Origin of the sequence: Polycladidibacter stylochi (genome assembly GCF_001562055.1) — a bacterium.
In the GTDB taxonomy this organism is placed as follows: Bacteria; Pseudomonadota; Alphaproteobacteria; order Rhizobiales; family Stappiaceae; genus Pseudovibrio; species Pseudovibrio stylochi.
Window position 1 is genome coordinate 89,112 of record NZ_LLWE01000030.1, and the last position, 20,152, is coordinate 109,263.

19 protein-coding genes are annotated in these 20,152 nt (G+C 45.9%); 12 read left to right on the top strand and 7 right to left on the bottom strand.

The window, feature by feature from the left end; translation table 11 throughout:
• Positions 1-40 precede the first annotated feature (40 nt).
• The 4 genes from AYK67_RS13760 to AYK67_RS13775 all read right to left on the bottom strand — a co-directional run bounded on the left by AYK67_RS13760 (position 41) and on the right by AYK67_RS13775 (position 4,343).
• Positions 41-820: a ChbG/HpnK family deacetylase gene (locus tag AYK67_RS13760; protein WP_068087911.1), complete on the bottom strand. Its 780-nt coding sequence runs from the start codon at positions 818-820 to the stop codon at positions 41-43.
• Positions 801-1,802 carry a glycosyltransferase family 2 protein gene (locus AYK67_RS13765; RefSeq protein ID WP_082735827.1) on the bottom strand — a complete coding sequence of 334 codons (1,002 nt, stop codon included), beginning with the start codon at positions 1,800-1,802 and terminating at the stop codon, positions 801-803. The genes AYK67_RS13760 and AYK67_RS13765 overlap by 20 nt, the downstream gene beginning before the upstream one ends.
• Entirely contained in the window at positions 1,799-3,373 is a 1,575-nt protein-coding gene (locus AYK67_RS13770; RefSeq protein WP_068087914.1) for a glycosyltransferase family 39 protein, read from the bottom strand. Before AYK67_RS13770 ends, AYK67_RS13765 begins: the two co-directional genes overlap by 4 nt.
• Positions 3,374-3,641: 268 nt before the next feature.
• On the bottom strand, positions 3,642-4,343 hold the full coding sequence (locus AYK67_RS13775) for a FadR/GntR family transcriptional regulator (RefSeq protein WP_068087921.1): 702 nt from the start codon (positions 4,341-4,343) through the stop codon (positions 3,642-3,644).
• Between the two features lie 769 nt (positions 4,344-5,112).
• On the opposite strand from AYK67_RS13775, the gene AYK67_RS13780 reads away from it, so the two are divergent.
• Entirely contained in the window at positions 5,113-6,066 is a 954-nt protein-coding gene (locus AYK67_RS13780) for a 2-hydroxyacid dehydrogenase (protein WP_068087923.1), read from the top strand.
• A gap of 125 nt (positions 6,067-6,191) precedes the next feature.
• Positions 6,192-7,217 (top strand): LacI family DNA-binding transcriptional regulator, encoded by a 1,026-nt coding sequence (locus AYK67_RS13785; RefSeq protein WP_068087924.1) that lies wholly within the window; start codon positions 6,192-6,194, stop codon positions 7,215-7,217.
• Here AYK67_RS13785 and AYK67_RS13790 read toward each other — a convergent pair.
• The gene (locus AYK67_RS13790) at positions 7,214-7,969 is read right to left on the bottom strand and encodes a FadR/GntR family transcriptional regulator (protein WP_068087931.1); all 756 of its coding nucleotides are present in this window, start codon (positions 7,967-7,969) and stop codon (positions 7,214-7,216) included. The genes AYK67_RS13785 and AYK67_RS13790 overlap by 4 nt on opposite strands.
• A 220-nt stretch (positions 7,970-8,189) precedes the next feature.
• Between AYK67_RS13790 and AYK67_RS13800 the strand changes: the two genes are divergently transcribed.
• Positions 8,190-9,284, top strand: a complete 1,095-nt coding sequence (locus AYK67_RS13800; RefSeq protein ID WP_068087933.1) for a mandelate racemase/muconate lactonizing enzyme family protein — start codon at positions 8,190-8,192, stop codon at positions 9,282-9,284.
• Positions 9,285-9,647: 363 nt separating this feature from the next.
• On the opposite strand, the gene AYK67_RS13810 is transcribed toward AYK67_RS13800, so the two are convergent.
• Together AYK67_RS13810 and AYK67_RS13815 are read right to left on the bottom strand one after the other, a co-directional pair.
• Positions 9,648-10,583, bottom strand: coding sequence for a sugar kinase (locus AYK67_RS13810; protein ID WP_068087943.1), 936 nt, complete (start codon positions 10,581-10,583; stop codon positions 9,648-9,650).
• 8 nt (positions 10,584-10,591) lie between these two features.
• The gene (locus AYK67_RS13815; protein ID WP_068087946.1) at positions 10,592-11,329 is read right to left on the bottom strand and encodes an FCD domain-containing protein; all 738 of its coding nucleotides are present in this window, start codon (positions 11,327-11,329) and stop codon (positions 10,592-10,594) included.
• Between the two features lie 241 nt (positions 11,330-11,570).
• Here AYK67_RS13815 and AYK67_RS13820 point away from each other — a divergent pair, with 241 nt between their 5' ends.
• The 9 genes from AYK67_RS13820 (at position 11,571) to AYK67_RS13860 (ending at position 20,041) form a co-directional block, all read left to right on the top strand.
• On the top strand, positions 11,571-13,037 hold the full coding sequence (locus AYK67_RS13820) for a mannitol dehydrogenase family protein (RefSeq protein WP_068087949.1): 1,467 nt from the start codon (positions 11,571-11,573) through the stop codon (positions 13,035-13,037).
• A 1-nt stretch (position 13,038) separates the two neighbouring features.
• Complete coding sequence (locus AYK67_RS13825) at positions 13,039-14,058, top strand: zinc-binding alcohol dehydrogenase family protein (protein WP_068087954.1); 1,020 nt, start codon at positions 13,039-13,041, stop codon at positions 14,056-14,058.
• A gap of 12 nt (positions 14,059-14,070) precedes the next feature.
• Positions 14,071-15,078 carry an Ldh family oxidoreductase gene (locus tag AYK67_RS13830; protein ID WP_068087957.1) on the top strand — a complete coding sequence of 336 codons (1,008 nt, stop codon included), beginning with the start codon at positions 14,071-14,073 and terminating at the stop codon, positions 15,076-15,078.
• A gap of 203 nt (positions 15,079-15,281) precedes the next feature.
• Positions 15,282-15,773, top strand: coding sequence for a TRAP transporter small permease (locus AYK67_RS13835; RefSeq protein WP_068087960.1), 492 nt, complete (start codon positions 15,282-15,284; stop codon positions 15,771-15,773).
• A 2-nt stretch (positions 15,774-15,775) separates the two neighbouring features.
• A complete protein-coding gene (locus AYK67_RS13840; protein ID WP_068087963.1) occupies positions 15,776-17,056 on the top strand; it encodes a TRAP transporter large permease subunit in 1,281 nt (426 codons plus the stop codon).
• A 19-nt stretch (positions 17,057-17,075) separates the two neighbouring features.
• Entirely contained in the window at positions 17,076-17,543 is a 468-nt protein-coding gene (locus AYK67_RS13845) for a NanQ anomerase/TabA/YiaL family protein (RefSeq protein WP_068087966.1), read from the top strand.
• Positions 17,544-17,837: 294 nt separating this feature from the next.
• Positions 17,838-18,626 (top strand): GntR family transcriptional regulator, encoded by a 789-nt coding sequence (locus AYK67_RS13850; protein WP_206597542.1) that lies wholly within the window; start codon positions 17,838-17,840, stop codon positions 18,624-18,626.
• A 53-nt stretch (positions 18,627-18,679) separates the two neighbouring features.
• Positions 18,680-19,510 (top strand): 5-dehydro-4-deoxy-D-glucuronate isomerase, encoded by an 831-nt coding sequence (gene kduI, locus AYK67_RS13855; protein ID WP_068087968.1) that lies wholly within the window; start codon positions 18,680-18,682, stop codon positions 19,508-19,510.
• A gap of 183 nt (positions 19,511-19,693) precedes the next feature.
• Complete coding sequence (locus AYK67_RS13860; protein ID WP_068087969.1) at positions 19,694-20,041, top strand: TM2 domain-containing protein; 348 nt, start codon at positions 19,694-19,696, stop codon at positions 20,039-20,041.
• The last annotated feature ends 111 nt before the right edge of the window (positions 20,042-20,152 follow it).

A 20,152-nucleotide genomic window follows, 5' to 3' on the forward strand; every position in this document is an offset into this window, starting at 1 on the left:
CACTGTCGGTACTCTAAGGTAGGCCAATGTGGTCGCCCAATTAGGCTTTGAGCTGCGCAAATTCTCTCGAGCGTGCCGAGGCAATACTGTCGCTATCCCTATATTTTCTTGGGGTACCAGTCTGAAGGTCATGGCCGGGATGGCACATCAAGATGCAAGCATCATCTTCAAATCGCGTCCATGTTTGCAGCAATCCTTCAAAATCGGAGGAAGGGGCAAAATCATAGAGGCCACAAAAATCCTTATTGGTTGCAAATGCTTCCCGATTAATTCTAAGCATAGCATTTGAAAGATGATTGAGAATGAGCGCTTTAACTTTAAACGGGCGTTGCAAAATGTTCCTGATAGGTCCCCCGCAATGGCGCACCCAACCAGTGAACTGTGCTTTATGTAATTCTGTTAGAACAACACTTCGGATCTGCGGAAAAACATGACAATGTTGATGTCCGTCAACATAGTCTGGCAACCGCCCAAAAACACTCACAAAGGCTTCAAGTTGTGCGCGTACTTCTGTCGCAATCTCGGTGGAGTCCAGTTGTCTGGCCAAGCTGGTCAGCAACAAACGCTCCATAGTGGGAAAACCACCTTTCCAAAGCGAGCTTTCTAAAGCGCCAAACCAGCTTCCAGAAAGGGTAATATGCAAACCTGCTTGCAATCCTTTGTTTTCTTCACAAAGGTTTTTAAGTGCATGCGCATGAACAGGCCAATAAGGCGAGGCTGTCATGCAAGAGGTACCATGCACTTTACCGGCGCGCATTAAATCCAGAATACCAGCAGTCGCCTCAGGCGTATAAGCATAATCATCCGCGATATACAGCATATTGCTCCTGCCTTGTTGCCTCATCGCTATCTATGCGTGGTTTTTCGCTTTTCTCAGCCACAATGTAAACGGGTCTGCTTTTAACCTCGCGCAAAATATGGCCGATATATTCCCCCAAAATGCCGAGCATCACCAGCTCAACCCCGCCAAGGAAGACAGTGGCGGTAATCAAAGAGGAATAACCGGGCAGTGAATACCCCAAGAAGAAAAATTGGAAGATAATCCAGAACCCGTAAATTGAAGCACTAAGGGCGATAAAAAAGCCCAGCAACATTGTGGCGCGTAATGGCACTACAGAAAAAGATATAACACCCTCGGAGCTAAGGGCGATCAGTTTGAGGAATGACCACTTGGTAGAGCCTGCAATGCGTGCTTCGGGCGTATAGGGTATGCTGACCTGTTTAAACCCGATCCATGAGCTTAAGCCTTTAAAGAAACGTACCTTTTCGGGGCAGTCTTTCAAAGCTTGCATTGCCCGCGGTGAAAGGAGTTTATAATCCGCCGCATTTTTAGGAATTTCAAATCGGCTTCCGGCGTTGATAAGCCGGTAAAAAGCCCCGACGAAGCGTTGCTTTATAAAGCCGTCCTGCCGTTTGGCTTGCACAGCAAAAATGACATCCGCCTCGTCGTAGAGCCAGTGTTTAATAAAGTCGGGCAGCATTTCGGGCGGGTGCTGGCCATCGCCGTCTAAAAAGACAATAGCGCTATCATGGCAATGGTCCAGGGCAGCACTAAGCGCAGCTTCCTTGCCAAAGTTGCGGCTGAAGTTAATAAGCTGCAGTTTAAAGCGGCCTGCTTCAAGCCGCTCCATGACACTGTAGGTCGCATCACGGCTGCCGTCATTCACATAAATAAGATCGATCTCAAGTGGAAACTCATCAACAATTCGTTCGATAACGCTTGAAATCCGTTGATGAAAATCGGCAAGAGCTTCCGCTTCGTTATAAACGGGTATGGCTATTGTGAGCTTTTGCTTTTTCATTGTGCGCTACCTTTACAGTCTATGCCATTCTTGGGTGCAAGATACGCAAGCCAAACTTTGGGGTGTTTTTTATAATGAACGCCATAGGCCGCAGGCCAAAAAACGTGTTTCGGGTCTTCTACACATAGGCCGTTAACCTCTTCACCAGCCGTTAACTCACCATATGAAACATACATAGCGCCGCTTTTGTGTAGCCTTGCTTCATCAACCCAAGGAGAGAAGTGTATGTTGCCCTCTTCAAACATTATAGGTCTGTCCTTGGCGTACCAGGCAGCACTACCGGCGGGCCAGTGTATGCCAATAATATATTTAAGTGGTTGTGTGGAATGCTGCTGCCAATACTGGTCAACAATCTCTCCCAATGCAGGGCCATCGTGCAACATACGTTTGGGGTATTTTTTTACCAATGGAGCAATAAGCATAATTGCAGCGTAAACAATGATGAGAATGAGGTAGACAACAGCAAATACTTTAATAAATCTGCCATCACGCTCTTTGGTCCCAAAACGTGCCATCAATATGCCAAGAGCACCGGAAAAAACAACGCCGAGAGGCATCGACCATATGCTTTTGATTTTTGCGCCCAGTAGCAAAGACATTGCAAAAATAAAAGCAACGCTTGCAAAACTGATGAACAAAAAGGCATTGCCGCGAATGTGCCCAATCAATCCGGTGGTATCGGCAATGCGGATTTTCTTTAATCGTACATAACCAAGCGAAACGCCCATTACTAATAGCATCGGGGCAATAGAGTAAACAAAGTCCAGTAAAAACCGGGTGGGCAACCATAAATGCTTATAGATGAGGTTGGCATTAGAGCCAGCTCTGTCAAAAGCGTAGGAAATTAGCCCGAAATCATCATTATAAAGCCAAATCAGGTGCGGTAGCATCAACACAACAAATAGGCCCGCTGCAATGTAAGGCCCTTTTTCGCGCAATAAATCACGTCTGCCCAAAAGAACCCACGCCAACATAACAATCAGCAAAATCCCAGCGGTGTACTTGGCCATAACACCTAAGGTGCTCACGATGGCGAGTAGCACCCAAAAAGCGAGCTTGTTGCTCTCTTGCGCTTTTAAAAAAGCGTAGGCCATCCAGCTCCAGAAGGGCAGGAAACCCATGTTAACGTTATACTCAACGGCTGAGAGGGTCGTAAAGTGGGTGGCAAGCGCCAGCAAACAGGTAAACACACCAGCCCGACCGCCAAATTTTTCGCAAATGTATAAAGCGATGGGCAAAATTGCTAGTGATGTGCACAAAAGGCTGAGCGCATAAATAACGAAATCATGACGCCCGAAAATAAGAACTGCAGCCTCTGCCATCCAGGCTGTCACTGGCGGGTGCTTGAAATAGCCAAGCTGCCATTCATGCCCCCAATAAAGCGATTCAACCGAGTCGAGAGGCAAATTAGAAGCAAGTGCCCAAGATAACAGAGACCAGATAACAGCATGCAAAAATAGGCAGGAAAGAATTATAGTATAGGGCCGCTTGTCGAGGCTCTGTCCTATAAACTCAGCTGAATCTGTGAGCTTTTGAAACAAATTTCGTGTTATTCTTGGTGCGGTTAACATCTATCAGCTCGCAAGAGTTGCATATTCGAACTCAATTGCGCCCGGTGGCGACCTACTGCATGGACGAAAATGCCTAATGGTTATTTATTAGGCTTATAGGCGAGTGATGTTTCGTTTACAATTTTAAAATTATCGTTAAACAATAAATTATGGCCTATCCTAATTAATAGGCAAATTTGTCCACGGAATTGGCGTTGACAACGATCCCGCAGCAGCAAGAAACCTGTATATCAAGCATTCTTGCTGCAATGGTTCTGGCTTTGTAATGTTACTCAGGGGAACGAATAGAATCGTTTGTAAAGCAAATATGATTGCGCATCTCGCGGCGTGCTTTTCTTGTATCACGCTGTTCAATGGCATCCAAAATAGCCTTGTGCTCTTCAAGCCCGTGTTTTTGAGCAAAGGCCGGGAGTACAGGATACAGACCGCTGCTCATTTTCATGCCAATTAGAATTTGCGGTACCATGCTTTCGTAAATTGCAAGAGCGTGTTCATTATGTGCGGCTTTCATAATAGAGCGATGAAAAGCAATATCTGCCTCAACGGATTCTTCCCCGCTCACGCCGCCTACTACAATCGCATCCATTGCTTCTTGGATGTTTTTCAAATCATCGTCACGCCACCGCTCAGCCGCGTAAGAGGCCATTTCCCCTTCAAATATCATTCGTGTCTCTTGGCATTGAATGATATCACCAATATTGGAAACCGAGAAACTGGCTTTTTCGACAAAGGGAACCGGCACACTACGCCGCCCACGGACTACAAAACTCCCCGAGCCACGCACGGTTTTGACAACGCCTTCAGCGCGCAAACGCTCGATAACATTACGTATGACGGGGCGCGAAACCTCGAACTTGGCGCATAGCGCGCTCTCCGTTGGCAGCTTGAAACCCTCGGGATACTCGCCAGCCTCTATGTGGTCTTTTATTTTCTTATAAATACTCTTGGTAAGATTGGCCGGACGTCCCATGCGCATTCTTCCTGGCTATTATCGTTGGCTAATGCTTGATTTTTTAAAGGAAGCATGCCCTGTTATCTTTGTTTTATAATAACGTTGCTAGACTATTGAAATCAAACTAGTAGTTTACCTAGGTATGTTGTAATGTAATAAAATGTAAGAGGAATATACATAACGAATTGATTTCAAAGAATAATATATGGTTTTCGCCTCTTGATAACACCTGATAACTTATTTTAGCAATTTATTGTTTTATGATTTATTTGACAGCACATATACACCTAAGATCTATTACTTATAGAAAAGAGCAAAGATATATTAGATGATGGGTTGTAGATCTACTAGTAAACTACCGGCAATCTACAAACAGATTATTATTGGGTTGGTTCTATTGTAATTGCCGAGCAAAAGTGGGGGGCAATTATGAGCGCTATAATTAATCAACGGCCATTAATGAGTTTTGTGCGCTTTATTAATCACATGCTACGCGCATGTACTGTAACAGCAATAATAGTGCTCATTTTTTATCTATTATTTACAGTGTTCTAATAGTTAGCTGCAATCTATAGTAGTGGCGTGTTGTACGGTCTGTTGATAGCTGTTTCACTCTGGGTGAGTACTTTTGAACTGTTTTAAGTTCTCTATAAGGCTCTGAATAATAGTCCCATTGAGAACCTAGTAGACTATCGTCTATATATTAAATATAGTTGCTTACTTGCCTCAAGCATTGAGGTAAGTGCATTGGGCGCAATAATTAATAATAAGATCTACTGAGGTTCAAATGGAAGTGCTACAACTGAGTGCTTATGCACCGGAGTACATTAACGAGTTGTTTCAGCAAAAATTTCAGCTGCATCGTTGGTGGGAGCTGGTTGAAACAAAGCCTGAAGCCGAAGTTTTGAGCTCACTAGAAAATGTTGAGGCCGTTGCAACAAAAGGAACGCTTGGTCTCTCCGCGCAATTTATGCAGCACTTGCCCAATTTGAAGATTATAAGTATCTACGGTGTCGGCTATGACAAAATAGACTTAGCAATGGCAAAGCAACGCGGTATAAAAGTCACCACCACACCAGTGTTAACCGATGCAGTTGCAGAACAGGCTTTGGCATTAGCATTGGCCGCATCAAGGCGCATTGCAGAGGGCGACCGCTTTGTGCGCAGTGGAGAGTGGCTACAAAAGAAACTACCTATAGGCTTTAGTGTTGCGCAAAAAACCGTGGGTATTGTTGGTTTTGGGCGTATAGGCCAAAAAATAGCACAGCTCTTTCAATCTCTTGGCTGTGAAATTTTGTATAACGACCTCTCCGAGAAACCGGGCTTTGAGAAACAATATTGTCCGGAACTAATAGAGCTCGCGAAAAAAAGCCGCATATTGGTTTTAGCGGCCGCGGGCGGCGATGCAACCAAATCGTTGATTTCTAAGCAGGTACTTGCGGCTCTGGGGCCCGATGGCTTGCTGGTCAATGTGGCAAGGGGTAGCTTGATTGACGAGAAAGCACTTCAAGACGCTTTGCAAAACAACATCATAGGGCATGCAGCGCTAGATGTTTACTGGCAGGAGCCAGAGGTGCCGCACTGGCTCAGTGCTGCATCAAACGCAACCTTGGTGCCACACATGGCCAGCGCAACCTATGAAACACGGCAAAAAATGGCAGATATGACATTGGGTAACTTATTAGCCTATCAAGCAGGGGAACCTTTGCAAGGCGAGCTGGATCTACAATCACTCAGCTGAACTTGATAATCATAGGGAGTGCTGTAAAGCAAATCTATACATTTTTATAACAATATAAATAGGGACCTATCTATGTTGCAGGCAGTATAGCCTGCAGCAACCTACTGGATGTGGCGGGAAATTATTTGCGTAAATCAAAAATAACAGTATCGGATATTGCAAGGAAAGCAGGTGTATCTGTTGCCACTGTTTCCAATGCTTTAAACGACACGGGTCGTATGAGCGATGCAACCAAGTTGCGTGTGAAACAAGCTATGGATGAATTGGGCTTTGTGCGCGATTATGGTGCGGCAAAACTGCGCTCGGGCCGCTCCCGTCTTGTGGGCGTACTGGTGCAGGATATGGCAAACCCGCTTTATGCCGAAATGTCGGCAGCACTCGAGGTGGAATTGTCCAAGCATGGTTACTTGCCAATTCTGGCAAATATCGGTGAAGAGCCGGAGCGCATGGTGGCCATGATAAATGAGAGTATAGCCCATGGTGTTGCGGGTATAATTGTCAGCCCCACCGCCAACGCCACACCAGAGCATTTTAAAACAATCACCAAACGCGAACTTCCCTGCATTACAATTGTCAGGCAGGTCCATGGTTTGGAAGCGGACTTTATCGGCCGCGACGACCACCACGGCAGTTATCTTGTTGGCAAACACTTTCTCGATCAAGGGCATAGGCAGTTTGCGATGCTATCAGGCTTGCCGGGAACAACCACCGCGCAATTGCGTGCGCAAGGTTTTTATGCCGCGCTGGCAGAGGCAGGTATTGCTAAAGAAAATGTATTGGAAATCAGTTGTCCCCCCACCAGAGATGATGCACTGAAGACATCAAAAGAGCTGGCCAAGCATGGAGTGAATTTCACGGCGCTTTTCTGTCATAATGACATTATGGCTTTCGGGGCGTTATCGGGGTTGCGTGACTGTGGTGTCGATGTAACAAAAGATGTTGCAGTTGCAGGCTTCGATAATCTTGCATTGTCAAGTATGTGGACACCAAGCCTCACCACAGTTGAGCTTAATCCTGTTGCCATGGGTCAAGAGGTCTCCAGCTTGCTCATTGCCCGATTGAACGGCGACACGCAAGACTTCGTCGCTTCGAGAACAAGACCCTCACTTATTCCGCGAGAATCAACCATTGCAATTAACTTGAAAAACTAGTCAATGAGCAACGAAGCTTCACCAGTTGCAGCCTCGGATATTTTTGTTTCTTGCCGGATGAGTTCGAAAGTCATCTTCACGTCTTGCCAACTGTTTTCCAGATGTTGCCCCATAATCTTCTCGGCCTGTTCCGCATCACGTTCAAGGATAGCCTGATAAATTAGGGTATGCTCATCGTAATTGCGCTGGTTGCGCTGCTGGCAGTCCGGCATTTGTTGCCAGCGTTGCTTGAGCCAAAGGATGTAGGTCTCGTGAATGCTCACGTAAATGGGGTTGTTCATGGCGCGGTAAAGCACGCGATGAAAAGCAATGTCGGTTTGGTAAAACGCTTCGCTGTTATCAATGCATTGCTTATTTGCTTCCAGCGCGGCTTTAAGCTGCACGATGTCATCACGCCTGGCATGTAAGGCGAGGTGGCGTACCAAAGCCTTTTCCATAAAAATCCGGGTTTCAAACAGGTTGCGCAGCCCTTGCGCATCCGTAAGCAATTGCGATGCCGCGTTGCGAACTACGCTAAAGGCACTATCAAAACCAGGACGGCGAACAATTGGTCGGTGCCTTGGCTTGGTTATTAGGTAGCCTCGGCTATCCAGCAAGGCAATTGCTTCGCGTATGACGGTGCGGCTTGTACAAAAGCGGTCCAGCAATTGCCGTTCTGTTGGCAAGTTACTTCCATCACTTAAAGCACCACTTAAAATTTCGCTCTCAAGGGTTTGGGCAACTTTTATCGCGGCCCGTTCCACTTTTTCCATTTGGTTGTAGCTCCAAACCTATTTCCACTAATTAAGCAAATTTCTCTGTTTGGTTCTACAAAAAAATATAATTCAGTATCAAAACTAGACGCAATATATGTGCAAATACCTATCCGAGCAATAATAATTGCAAATAATAGCCAAGCGGTATACCAATTAAAAGAAATTTGGTCCTACCAAAATTGGGCCGACGGCAACCCGGTGCAAATAAGAGATAACAATGCCTAACGCGAAAATTACCAAGGTTGAGCCTAGTATCTTCCATGTTCCATTGGCGGAAGTCTTGTCAGACGCCAAACACGGCGATCATACTTTCTTTGAGCTGGTGACAGTTACAATCACATTGGATGATGGAAGTGTGGGTACTGGCTACACTTACACCGGCGGCAAAGGTGGTTTCGCAATTAAGGCAATGATAGAGCATGATCTGGCCCCAATGCTCATTGGCCGTAAAGCCGGTAATATCGAAGAGCTCTTTGAAGAAATGGAATGGCATATCCATTATGTGGGTCGTGGTGGTATTGCGTCCTTTGCGATTTCTGCAATTGATATCGCTCTTTGGGATATTCGCTGTAAAAAGGTCGGCGAACCTCTTTGGCGCATCGCCGGTGGTGCAGATCGCTCTTGCCGTGCCTACTGTGGTGGTATTGACCTTAATTTCACGCTCGAGAAACTGCTTTCGAATATTCAGGGCTATCTGGATCGCGGCTTTAATGGTGTTAAAATTAAAGTTGGCAAGCCGGACTTGGCCGAAGATGTCGCCCGTGTAAAAGCAGTACGCGAACTCATTGGCCCGAATATCGACTTTATGGTCGATGCAAACTATTCTCTTGATTTGCCAAGGGCTATTGAAGCGGCAAACGCTTTTAAAGAGTATAATGTGCTGTGGTTTGAAGAGCCAATCATTCCAGATGATTACAAAGGCTACGCCGTTATTGCTGAAGAGACAGGTATCCCTGTTGCAATGGGTGAAAACTTACACACCCTGCACGAGTTTGGTTATGCCTTTGAGCAGTCGAATTTAAGTTTCGTCCAGCCAGATGCATCTAACTGTGGCGGTGTTACCGGTTGGCTGAAGGTTGCCGAGATGGCACGTAAAAACAATATTCCGGTATGTAGTCACGGTATGCAAGAGTTGCACGTATCCTTGGTATCTTCACAAACCAATGCAGGTTACATCGAAGTGCATTCTTTCCCGATTGATGAATATACCAAGCGGCCATTGGTTGTCGAAGGTTACCGCGCTATCGCACCAGAGACCCCGGGCATTGGCGTTGAATTCGATTGGACGAAACTAGCGCCATTCAAACAATAATTCAGTCAAGTGAATTGAGATCAATTCTCACTCCATTGATCTCAAATTGACTGCCGTGGCCGGGAAAATCCATCGACCATTTCCCAATCAATAATAAAAATAAAGCGGCAGTCAGGCGGCCCCTCGGGGTCGCCAATTTTTTATCACGCGCCATAAAGTGTGGGGCTTTAACGCTTGTTGGTATCATCAGGCAAAATAGGACCAAACATAAGCCGCATTTCGTACGTTTTTGATACGTTTTGCACTCTGTATGCACCAGTCGGTTCATAGGCGAGAATATGGGTATTCTCTAGGCTGAAATGGGCAAAAAAAGAGGGCTGGTCAGGAATTGACCAGCCTCTTGTGAAATTGGTCCAACAAATTTTACTTTACGCCGCGCTCGGCCATAAATGCTTCCACATCTTTTGCGTATGGAAGAGGCGCAACAGCACCGTAACCAAGTGTGGTCAAGGCAGCTGCTGCGTTGGCGTAGCGTAGAGAGTCAGAGAGCGATTTGCCAGCAACGATGTTTGCAAAGAATGCGCCAGAGAAGCAATCGCCTGCGCCAGTTGCATCCAGTGCTTCAACCGGATTACCGGCCACGCGTTCGCGTGCATCACTTGTGGCATACATCGCGCCTTCTTTACCAAGTTTTAAAATAACCGTCTTGGAGCCAAGCCCAAGGTAATAGTCACAAATCTTGTCAGGGTCGCTAAGGCCGGTCAAAACTTCGGCCTCATCAACGGACGGCATGATAAAGTCAACATACTTGGCAGTTTCGTGAATGACACCGCGTGCACGCTCCAGGCCCCACAGCTTCAAGCGCAGGTTGGTGTCAAATGAGGTCAGTGTACCGGCATCGCGGGCAATTTCGATGCCTTTGAAGACAGAGTCAGACGAGCAAGCACTAATCGCATGAGTAATAGCAGAAAAGTGGAAAAGCTTTGCAGCTTTAATGGCTTCCGCTGGCATTTGCTCTGGTGTGATTAAAGATGCAGCCGAGCCTTTGCGTGCAAAGGTAAAGTGGTGCCCACGCTCATCATGAGAGATGAAATAGATCCCGGTTGGCGCATCAGGGTTACGCTCAACCAGGCTTGTGTCAACGCCTTCACTTTTCCAAAGATCAATGAACTTGTCGCCAAATACGTCGGTGCCCAAATGCGCCAATACAGAAACTTTAGCGCCTTGGCGGGCAGCACTACATGCAAAGTTGGAGGTGTCGCCACCAAAGCCGCTCAAGTAGTCAGGGCCGGTTTCGACGCCTTTTACTTGGCTGAATTCAAAAAGGGGTTCACCAAAACTGATGATGTCTGTAGTCATCGGGGTCCTCATTGGGTTTGCTGGTTAGGTGCAAATACAAAGCCGTCAAAGTCTGGGTCTTCCACGTCAGAAGCATCGAATAATGCGTTCTTGACGTTTTCAAGGTGGTGCCAAACTGCACGTTTGGCATCCTTGGGGGAGCGACGCATAAGGGCATGAAGAATTTCGGTATGGTCCTCATGCCATTGCCTTTTAAGGGGCTCCATATCTGTGATCCGAGCTTCTAGTTTTTCCCACATTCCATTAGCGGTTCTTATATCCCAAAGGTCACTGGCTGCTTTTATGAGCATGTTGTTGTGTGTGGCCTTGGCAATAAGCACGTGAAACTGTTTATCAAGGTTTTCATTGGGCGCTTTGGCTGCTTGAGCCGTAATATCGCGCAATTTCCGAATTTGTCCGGCCGAAATATGCGTAGCGGCAAGTTCGGCGATAGAGCTTTCAAGCCATTGGCGTGCTTGTAATAGTTCAAAGGGGCCAATATCTGGTAAATTATTTTCTTTAATTTCCTGCGGTAAACCAAGGAAAAAAACACCGGAACCTTTGCGAACCTCAATAATGCCTTTTAACTCAAGCATAATGAGGGCTTCACGTACTGTGGTTCGGCTGACTTGATGGGTTTCAGATAGCTCTCGCTCGGTCGGAAGCTTGTCGCCCGGTTTAATCTCAGTGCTTCCCGTAAGCTCCGCCTCTATTTGTAGGGCAAGCTCTTGGTAAAGACGCTTCGTCCGGGGTTGTATAATCACCATGATTTTTCCAGTGAATGCTTCGGTTTCTTAAATTGGTCCAATAACTATTACCATAGGACAGTCAACTTTGCCAATATAAGATAAATTACCACCTCAGATATTCAATATATTCCTACGTAATATTACAGCTTGACGGTAAGAGGAGTCCATATTAGCGTGCCTTTTATGAAATTGGTCCAACATCTAAATAGTTAGTGCTGACCAATATATAAAATAGCAATATGCTACTGGAATAAAATCAATGACATCACTTGCTACTCAAGCGCTTCCATCGCAAATCCTTCAAACCACTTACGATCGTTCTGAGCTTAAAACGCGTATTGTGCATTTGGGGTTTGGTGCATTTCACCGTGGTCACATGGCGCTCTATAATGAGTTAACCAACGAAACTGCCGCAGATAAGTGGGGAATTTGCGAAGTTAACCTCGTTGGTGGTGAAGATGCAATTGAGGCCTTGCGTCAGCAAGATCACTTGTACACGGTTACTGAAAAATCAGACAGTTCCCTGTCGACCCGCCTAATTCGCTGTGTAACCAGCTCTTTGCACCCGACAATGGATGGTATGCAAGCAGTTTTGGAAGCAATGTGTGATGAAGATATCCGCATAGTTTCCTTAACAATTACCGAAAAAGGCTATTGCTCGGATGCATCTGGAGAGCTGAATTTTAATAATCCATTCATTCAAGGTGATCTGGAAGATCCACAAAATCCAAAGAGTGCATTAGGTGTAATTGTTGAAGCACTGCGCTTGCGCCGTGAGCGGGGATTAGCACCATTTAGTGTACTGTCTTGCGATAACATTCCAGAGAACGGTCATTTGATTGGTAACTGCGTCAAAGCACTTTCAAACCGCATTGATGCTGAACTGGGCGCGTGGATTGCACAAAACGTAAGCTTCCCAAGCACCATGGTCGATCGTATCGTTCCTGCCATGACACCAGAAAGTCATGCAGAAGTTACAGCGATCCTTGGTTTTGAAGACCCATGTGGCATTGTTTGTGAGCCTTTCCGTCAATGGGTTGTTGAAGACAACTTCGTTAAAGGCCGCCCACAGTGGGAGCAGGCTGATGCCATGTTGGTTGGCGATGTGTTGCCCTACGAAGAAATGAAGTTACGCATGCTCAATGGCACGCATTCATTCCTCGCTTACTCGGGCTTTATGGCAGGTCATGAAACGATTTCTGACTGTATGGCCGATGAAGTATTTGCCAAAGCTGCGCGTAAATTAATGCTTGAAGAACAAGCACCTACATTACGCGTGCCAGATGATCTGGAAAAATATGCAGACCTTTTGCTGGGACGTTTTGCAAATACCAGCATTCGTCACCGCACATGGCAAATCGCCATGGATGGCTCGCAAAAACTGCCACAACGCGCACTTGATTCCATTCGCTTCCATATCAGCAAAGGCAACAGCTTTGTATGCCTTGCAACTTCGGTCGCCGCTTGGATGACATACGTGCAAGGCAAGGATTCAAAAGGTGAGGCAAACGAAGTTGTCGATCCGCTCTTGCCAGAAATCCAAAGTGCACTGGAAGGGAAAAAGACCAACGATGAAGTGGTCGATGCACTCCTTTCAATCAATAAAATTTTCTACCCAGAACTGGTTGCACAAGCAGTGTTTGTTGATGCTGTCAAAAGTGCATATGGCTCCATCGCCGAGCGCGGCTCCCGTGCTCACGTCCAATCTCTGATTGCTGGTGAATAAAATGAAAACACTTATCTGTAATAAGCCAGAGGAAATGGTCTACATCGACCGTCCAATGCCGACACCAAAAGATGATGAAGTGCTGTTAAAAATTAAGGCAATTGGTATTTGTGGTACCGATATCCATGCCTATACAGGTCATCAGCCCTTCTTCAATTATCCCCGTGTTCTCGGTCACGAAATTTCTGGTATTATTGAGTCTGTTGGACCAAAATGCGAAGGCATCAGCAAAGGCGATAAAGTCGCTGTAATGCCAGTAAAATATTGCGGCAAATGCCCGGCCTGTAAAGCTGGCAAAACAAATTGCTGCGAGAGTGCGTCGCTTTACGGCGTTCACGAGGATGGTGGTTTTTGCGAGTATCTTGCTGTAAAATCAGAGAATATTCTAAAAGTTCCCGAAAGCTTCAGCTTTTTGGATGCAGCCTATATCGAGCCTTACACCATTAGCGCCCATGCTGTGCGTCGCTCCGCAATCTCCGGCGGCGAAAATGTTATTGTTGTAGGTGCTGGACCAATTGGTATTGGTGTTGCCGCTGTTGCCAAAGCCAAGGGTGCAAATGTTGTCGTCGTCGATGTTCAGGACAGCCGCCTTGAGCATATCGAAAAGTGCTTGCAACTGAAGACCTTAAACCCAACCAGTGAAACCTATGAAGACGACTTGAAAGCCGCTTTCAATGGTGAATTGGCGCAGGTTCTTTTCGATGTTACCGGCAACAAACGGGCAATGACCAACGCGGTGAACTACATTTGTCATGGTGGTAAAATTGTATTTGTTGGTTTGTACATTGGCGATTTGCAAATCGACGATCCGACATTCCACAAAAAGGAAACGACGCTTCTGTCCTCGCGCAACTCGTCAAAAGAAGACTACGACTATGTCGTAAGCCTTTTTGAAAGTGGCGACTTACGCTCTGATTTCCTTAACAATTTCCAGTTTGACTTTGAAACAATCGGCCACACCTATCGCGAGGATGTTGTCGACAATAAAGAGCTCATCAAGGGCGTCATCAACTTCAAGTGATCAGGTGTACAAATGACTGATGTAAAAGTATCCATCGAAGAACTGAAAAAACTCGCAGTTGCAAAACTTACAGCTGCTGGCCTTAATGCAAAGTCAGCAGATGAAGTTGCTGATGTGCTGGTTTATGCCGATAGCCACGGCGTTCGCTCTCATGGTGTTCTGCGTGTTGAGCACTATTGCAAGCGCTTGACCGAAGGCGGCATGAACAAAAATGCCAGTATGTCTTTTGAGCAAGTTTCTGCATCTGCTGCGGTATTGGACTCAGACGATGGCATGGGCCACTCTGGTATGATCCTTGCTACTGAGAAAGCCATTGAAATGGCAAAGGAAACCGGTATCGGTATCGTTCCTGTCAAAAAGACATCTCACTGTGGTGCCTTGGCATACTTCGTTGAAATGGCAGCAAAGGCTGGCACTGTTGGCATAAGCATGACACAAACAGACTCATGCGTAGCTCCATTCGGCGGCGCAGAGAAATTCTTTGGTACCAACCCAATTGCCTTTGGTTTTCCTGTAAAGGGCAAAGAGCCAGCTATTTTCGATATGGCAACCTCCGGGATTGCGTTTGGTAAGGTTCTGCATGCCAAAGAAACAGGTGGCAAACTGCCAGAACAATCAGCACTTGACGCTGATGGCAACTACACCACAGACCCAGAGAAATTTGCAACACTAACGCCATTTGGTGCCCATAAAGGCTACGGCGTGGCTTTTGCAATTGAAGCTCTTACCGGTGTTCTGATGGGGGCGCAGTTTGGCCCGCACATCAATAAAATGTACGGTGATTACAGCAAGATGCGTGGCCTTGCATCGCTCATGCTTGTCATTGATCCTGCTAAATTTGGTACAGGCAACTACGCAGATATCATGGCGAATATGGTCAATGAGCTTCACGCAGCGAAGCCGGCTCCGGGTAATGAAACAGTTATGGTTCCAGGTGATCCGCAACATGCATATTTTGCTGACTGTCAGCAAAATGGTGTGCCTGTAGCAAAACCTGTCTACGACTTCCTGGTGTCCTAAAGTATGCGCGGGGAGGGCAAAGGCCTTCCCCGGCTAAATCCCCCGATAAGAGGAATGCTTGATCTTGCATGCGCAGCGCATTTTCCAGTGCATTTGAGACTGTCGGACTGTAAGGTTGCATTCAAAATACAATGAAAGGGACAAACCGCTTAACGTGGTTGCCCAATAAATGAAGAGCGGCTTGGCCGCTTTGGGAGCAAGTAATGGACAAGTTCCGACGTGTCATTGACTGGTTTTGGGAGGGGTTAAACCTTTTAATGTCAGCTGCCATGGTCTTGATGATCATTTTGGTTTTTGTGAACGTTGTGCTGCGTTATGGTTTCAACAGCGGTATTTTAATGTCCGCTGAATTGTCACGCTATTTGTTTGTTTGGGTGACGTTTTTAGGCGCCATCCTTTGCATGCGCAAAAGAGACCATCTTGAGCTCAGATTGATTGAGAGTTTCATTCCCCCGAAAGCTCTATTTGTGTTGCGACGTGTTGTCTACGCCATCATTATGGTTTGCTGCTACATGTTGGTGAAAGGTTCGTACACACAAGTTGACATGAACTGGTACAATAAAATGCCAATGAGTGGCGTACCGGTTTCCCTACTATACCTTGCAGGCGTTGTTGGTGGTACCGCAATGGGCTTAATAGCTCTGCACCGCTTCTTAGTACCTTCTGCAGATAAAGCTGGCGACGAGGAGGTCTAATCATGACGCTTGCTATTTTCCTTGGCGTTTTGCTTGGCGCCATTTTACTAGGTGTTCCAGTTGCCTTTGCATTGCTGCTGTCCGCTATCGGCTTGATGTTGCATATGGATATGTTCTCCCCCGATATCCTTGCTTCGTCCTTGGTAAATGGCGTTGATAGTTTTGCCTTGCTTGCAATTCCATTCTTCTTGGTCGCAGGCGAAACGATGGCTTGTGGCGGCTTGTCAAAGCGTATCGTGCGTTTGGCCATGGCTTACTTAGGGCACAAAAAGGGTGGCCTTGGTTACGTTGCAATCTTCACTTCCGTTGTCTTGGCCGGTCTTTCCGGTTCTGCAGCGGCTGATGCTGCAGCTCTAGTTGCAATTTTGTTACCAATGATGCGCGGTGCTGGGTATCCTGAAACCCGCTCTGCTGGTCTGCTGGCAGCTGGTGGCATCATTGCGCCAGTTATTCCACCTTCTGTGCCGCTAATTCTCATTGGCGTTGCTGGTAATATCTCCATCTCGCGTTTGTTCATGGGTGGTATTGCTCCGGGTCTTATGATGGGTCTGGCCTTGATGCTCACCTGGAACTTCTTGATGCGTAATGAAGATGTGCAGCAAGTTGAAAAAGCAGATAAAGCAGAGCGTAAAGCGGCATTCCGTGATGGCATCTGGGCACTGGTTTTGCCATTTATCATCATCATCGGTATTCGCTTTGGTATCTTTACGCCAACAGAAGCTGCTGTTGTTGCTGCTGTCTACGCTATCTTCACCTCTGCCTTCATCTACCGCGAATTGACCCTCAAGAAGTTTTACGAGGTTCTTGTAAACTCCTGTAAGTCAGCCGGTATGATCATGTTCCTAGTTGGCTGTGCGATGGTTGCTTCCTGGCTCATCACAGTTGCTCAGTTGCCGCAGCAATTGGCAATGTTGCTTGGCCCATTGATTGATAGTCCACGTTTGCTGATGGCTACAATTATGCTCATGGTATTGGCAATTGGTATGGTTATGGATCTCTCGCCAACCGTTCTTATCTTGGTGCCGTTGTTGATGCCAGTGGTAAAGCAGGCCGGTATTGATCCCGCTTACTTTGGTCTGATGTTCATCATGAACACTTGTATCGGTCTCATTACGCCGCCAGTCGGAACTGTACTGAACGTTGTGTGTGGCGTGGGTAAGCTACGTGTAGAAAAAGCGATTGTTGGTATTCTGCCATTCGTCGGCGTTTACACACTATTGCTAATCTTGTTCATCGTCTTCCCGCAGCTCATAACAGTACCTATGAATCTCATAGCTGGCTAATAAAAAACTGGAGAAAAGAATGTTATCAGCAAATCTAAATAATTTGGGTATTGTACCCTACATCGCGCCAAAACTGGCTGGTTATATTGAAGACGCCAAAAAGCTTTTGAATGGCAACCCTGAGAGTGGGCGTCATGATATTGATGGTGACAAGGCTTTCGTCTTGGTCGTCGATGCAGAAACCGAAGAGTTGGCTAAGCGTCGTCCTGAATTCCACAATAACTACTTAGATGTACAAATCCTAATCGAAGGTAGTGAAGTGTTGGGTTATGGCCATATGCCACATGGTGAAGTCTCGGAAGACTTAATGGCCGATAAAGATGTGGCCTTCACAGCAGCTATCGAAGATGAGAAATTTATCGAGCTTGCTCCACTTGATTTTGCAGTTTTCTACCCAGGTGAGCTACACCGCCCGCAAGTAGAAGGCAAAACAGGTGCTGGCAAAATCAAAAAAGCAATTGTGAAAATTCACCGTGAAGCGCTTTAGTTAAAAAGCAATAGCATGAATAAAAACCCGGACTATGTGCCGGGTTTTTTGCGTAACTACTCTTTTCCTTATGGCTATATAAATGCGTGGAAAAACTACAAATTACTGATATTGTTATCATAATATATTTCGCAGCAATAAATCTCAAAGCTGATGTGTGTTGAAAGATATATTTATCCTAGCAACTAGGGACTCCCCTTATATACATAACATGTATACATCTAATATAAGTAATGCATGAATGAGTCTGGCTTCTATAAATGGGGCTTCTCTTAAATAAGCGTGAGAACCATAATGGAAGATACCTCCAATAAAGCGAGAGCACGTCGTAGGCCAAGAGCACAAAATGCGCCGCCAGCAGGAGAGGCAATGTTCCTAGGTGCCAACAAAAAAGGAAGTGCCTCTGAGGTTGTGCGACGGAAGCTAAGAGAAGATATTATTTCTCTCAAACTCGTTCCCGGTACTTTGATTAATGAAAACCGTTTGACAGAACAATTTGGTGTCAGCCGGACGCCAGTACGCGAGGCTATACAGCGTTTGGCAGAAGAAAAACTGGTCGAAGTTGTTCCTAAATCAGGTACTTATGTTGGCCGTATCCCACTTTCAAGTTTACCTGAGGCAATCATTGCACGCTCAGCACTGGAAGCGGCAATGGTACGTCGCGCTGCGCAAGTGGCAACTGGCAGTCAAATAACCACATTAAAAGCGTTGTTAGAGCAGCAGCAAGAAGCACAGATCGCTAGCGATAGGAATGCTTTTCATTACGCTGATGACCTGTTCCATACACACATAACGAGGATCGCTGGTTACCCAGGAATTTGGGAGCTTATTCTTCAGGTTCGTGTTCAGATAGACCGCTATCGCCGTCTCACACTACCACAAGAAGGTAGAATGCAGCGCGTTGTAGAAGAACACGCTGCAATTATAGCGGGTATAGAACAAGGTAATGCCGATTTAGCGGCGCAAAACATGACGAACCATCTGATGCAGCTGCGCATAGATTTGGAAACGTTCCATGATTTGCGCCCAGAATATTTCATACACGATCTGGATTTAAAGAATCTGGATCCCACACCAAACTAAAAATCCCCCCGAAACCGAAAATAAACCAGGGAGGCGGGCAACCGCTCAAGAAAATGAAAGTACAACATCTGTGCTCACCACGTGAAACCAAAAGTTTTGATAGTGCTGAATTGCGGGAAAACTATCTTTTAGATGAGCTGTTCACCTCAGGTGAAGCCAAAATGGTTTACACGCATTTAGACCGTACAATAGTCGGAACTGTTGTACCGACCACAGATACGATAACTTTGGAAACTGCTAAGCCAATTGGGCAAGAAACGTTTTTGGCGCAGCGTGAAGTTGGCATTATGAACATCGGTGGTAAAGGCCGCATCACTGCAGATGGGGTAACATATGACTTAAATGCCAAAGATCTGCTGTATATTTCCATGGGCACTGAACAGGTTACATTGGAGAGCGAGAAAGCATCAAATCCTGCAAAGTTTTATCTCATCTCTACACCGGCCCACAAGGCAATAGAAACACGTTTAGTGCGTCATGAAGATGCCCGCCGTGTTGAAATTGGCTCCACGGACAATGCCAGTAAGCGTACATTATTCCAGTACGTTAATCCTGATGTTGCTCAATCCTGCCAGCTTTCAATGGGCATGACTGTTATTGGGAAAGGTGGCGCATGGAACACTTGGCCATGCCACACACACGACCGCCGTACTGAAGTATACTGCTACTGGAATATGGAAGAAGATACCCGTGTCTTCCACTTAATGGGTGAGCCAGAAGAAACCCGCCATATTATGGTTGCCAACGAACAAGCAGTTCTCTCGCCCGCATGGTCTATTCACTCAGGCGTTGGTACCGGTTCCTATGCTTTCATTTGGTCAATGGCTGGCGATAATAAAGATTATAACGATATGGATCACTGCGATATCAGCAAGATGCGTTAATCGACCAACCTATCTAACAATGTAAAAGAAGAGTTCTGGCATTCCCGCACTTCTTTTACGAACGAAAGCTTGCCGCATTTTGTGGCAAGCTTTTTGTGTTAGCAGCTATTGTATTTTCATTTACAAAAATAGTCGTTTATACAATCTAAGGTTGCCAATCGTGTTTTCATATAGAGGATGATTATGAGCGCTGGGACTCTAGAAGCAAGTAATACTAATAATAGTGATAGAAGTTTCACCTTTTGCCACACATGTGGTGATGTAGTTTCAAAAAAGGCCATCTCATGCCCTAATTGTGGTGCTCCGATAGCTGGCTATGGCACTAAAGTCTCTATTAAAAAAAGAACCGTGGCAGCAGTTCTTTGCTTGTTATTTGGTTTTATGGGAATGCATAGATTTTATGTTGGTAAAAATCTTACAGGCCTATTAATGCTTCTTACATTTGGTGGTTTCTTCGTATGGGCTTTTATTGATTTTGTAATGATACTTGTTAGCTCTTTTTATGACAAAGAAGGCTTACCACTAAAATGAAGTTTTAATGTATGAAGCCTAGGTATTCCCCCCGGAAATTGATTGAGTTTAAAAGTAGAGATATTGTTGCCTCATATTGAGGACTAGTTTTATGAAGAAATCTCGGTTTAG

Excerpts from the sequence above, each read along its gene's own strand:
- AYK67_RS13760 (WP_068087911.1), bottom strand. The coding sequence starts at position 820 with ATGCTGTATATCGCGGATGATTATGCTTATACGCCTGAGGCGACTGCT.
- AYK67_RS13765 (WP_082735827.1), bottom strand. The coding sequence starts at position 1,802 with ATGAAAAAGCAAAAGCTCACAATAGCCATACCCGTTTATAACGAAGCG.
- AYK67_RS13770 (WP_068087914.1), bottom strand. The coding sequence starts at position 3,373 with ATGTTAACCGCACCAAGAATAACACGAAATTTGTTTCAAAAGCTCACA.
- AYK67_RS13775 (WP_068087921.1), bottom strand. The coding sequence starts at position 4,343 with ATGGGACGTCCGGCCAATCTTACCAAGAGTATTTATAAGAAAATAAAA.
- AYK67_RS13780 (WP_068087923.1), top strand. The coding sequence starts at position 5,113 with ATGGAAGTGCTACAACTGAGTGCTTATGCACCGGAGTACATTAACGAG.
- AYK67_RS13790 (WP_068087931.1), bottom strand. The coding sequence starts at position 7,969 with ATGGAAAAAGTGGAACGGGCCGCGATAAAAGTTGCCCAAACCCTTGAG.
- AYK67_RS13800 (WP_068087933.1), top strand. The coding sequence starts at position 8,190 with ATGCCTAACGCGAAAATTACCAAGGTTGAGCCTAGTATCTTCCATGTT.
- AYK67_RS13810 (WP_068087943.1), bottom strand. The coding sequence starts at position 10,583 with ATGACTACAGACATCATCAGTTTTGGTGAACCCCTTTTTGAATTCAGC.
- AYK67_RS13815 (WP_068087946.1), bottom strand. The coding sequence starts at position 11,329 with ATGGTGATTATACAACCCCGGACGAAGCGTCTTTACCAAGAGCTTGCC.
- AYK67_RS13820 (WP_068087949.1), top strand. The coding sequence starts at position 11,571 with ATGACATCACTTGCTACTCAAGCGCTTCCATCGCAAATCCTTCAAACC.
- AYK67_RS13825 (WP_068087954.1), top strand. The coding sequence starts at position 13,039 with ATGAAAACACTTATCTGTAATAAGCCAGAGGAAATGGTCTACATCGAC.
- AYK67_RS13830 (WP_068087957.1), top strand. The coding sequence starts at position 14,071 with ATGACTGATGTAAAAGTATCCATCGAAGAACTGAAAAAACTCGCAGTT.
- AYK67_RS13835 (WP_068087960.1), top strand. The coding sequence starts at position 15,282 with ATGGACAAGTTCCGACGTGTCATTGACTGGTTTTGGGAGGGGTTAAAC.
- AYK67_RS13840 (WP_068087963.1), top strand. The coding sequence starts at position 15,776 with ATGACGCTTGCTATTTTCCTTGGCGTTTTGCTTGGCGCCATTTTACTA.
- AYK67_RS13845 (WP_068087966.1), top strand. The coding sequence starts at position 17,076 with ATGTTATCAGCAAATCTAAATAATTTGGGTATTGTACCCTACATCGCG.
- AYK67_RS13850 (WP_206597542.1), top strand. The coding sequence starts at position 17,838 with ATGGAAGATACCTCCAATAAAGCGAGAGCACGTCGTAGGCCAAGAGCA.
- kduI (WP_068087968.1), top strand. The coding sequence starts at position 18,680 with ATGAAAGTACAACATCTGTGCTCACCACGTGAAACCAAAAGTTTTGAT.
- AYK67_RS13860 (WP_068087969.1), top strand. The coding sequence starts at position 19,694 with ATGAGCGCTGGGACTCTAGAAGCAAGTAATACTAATAATAGTGATAGA.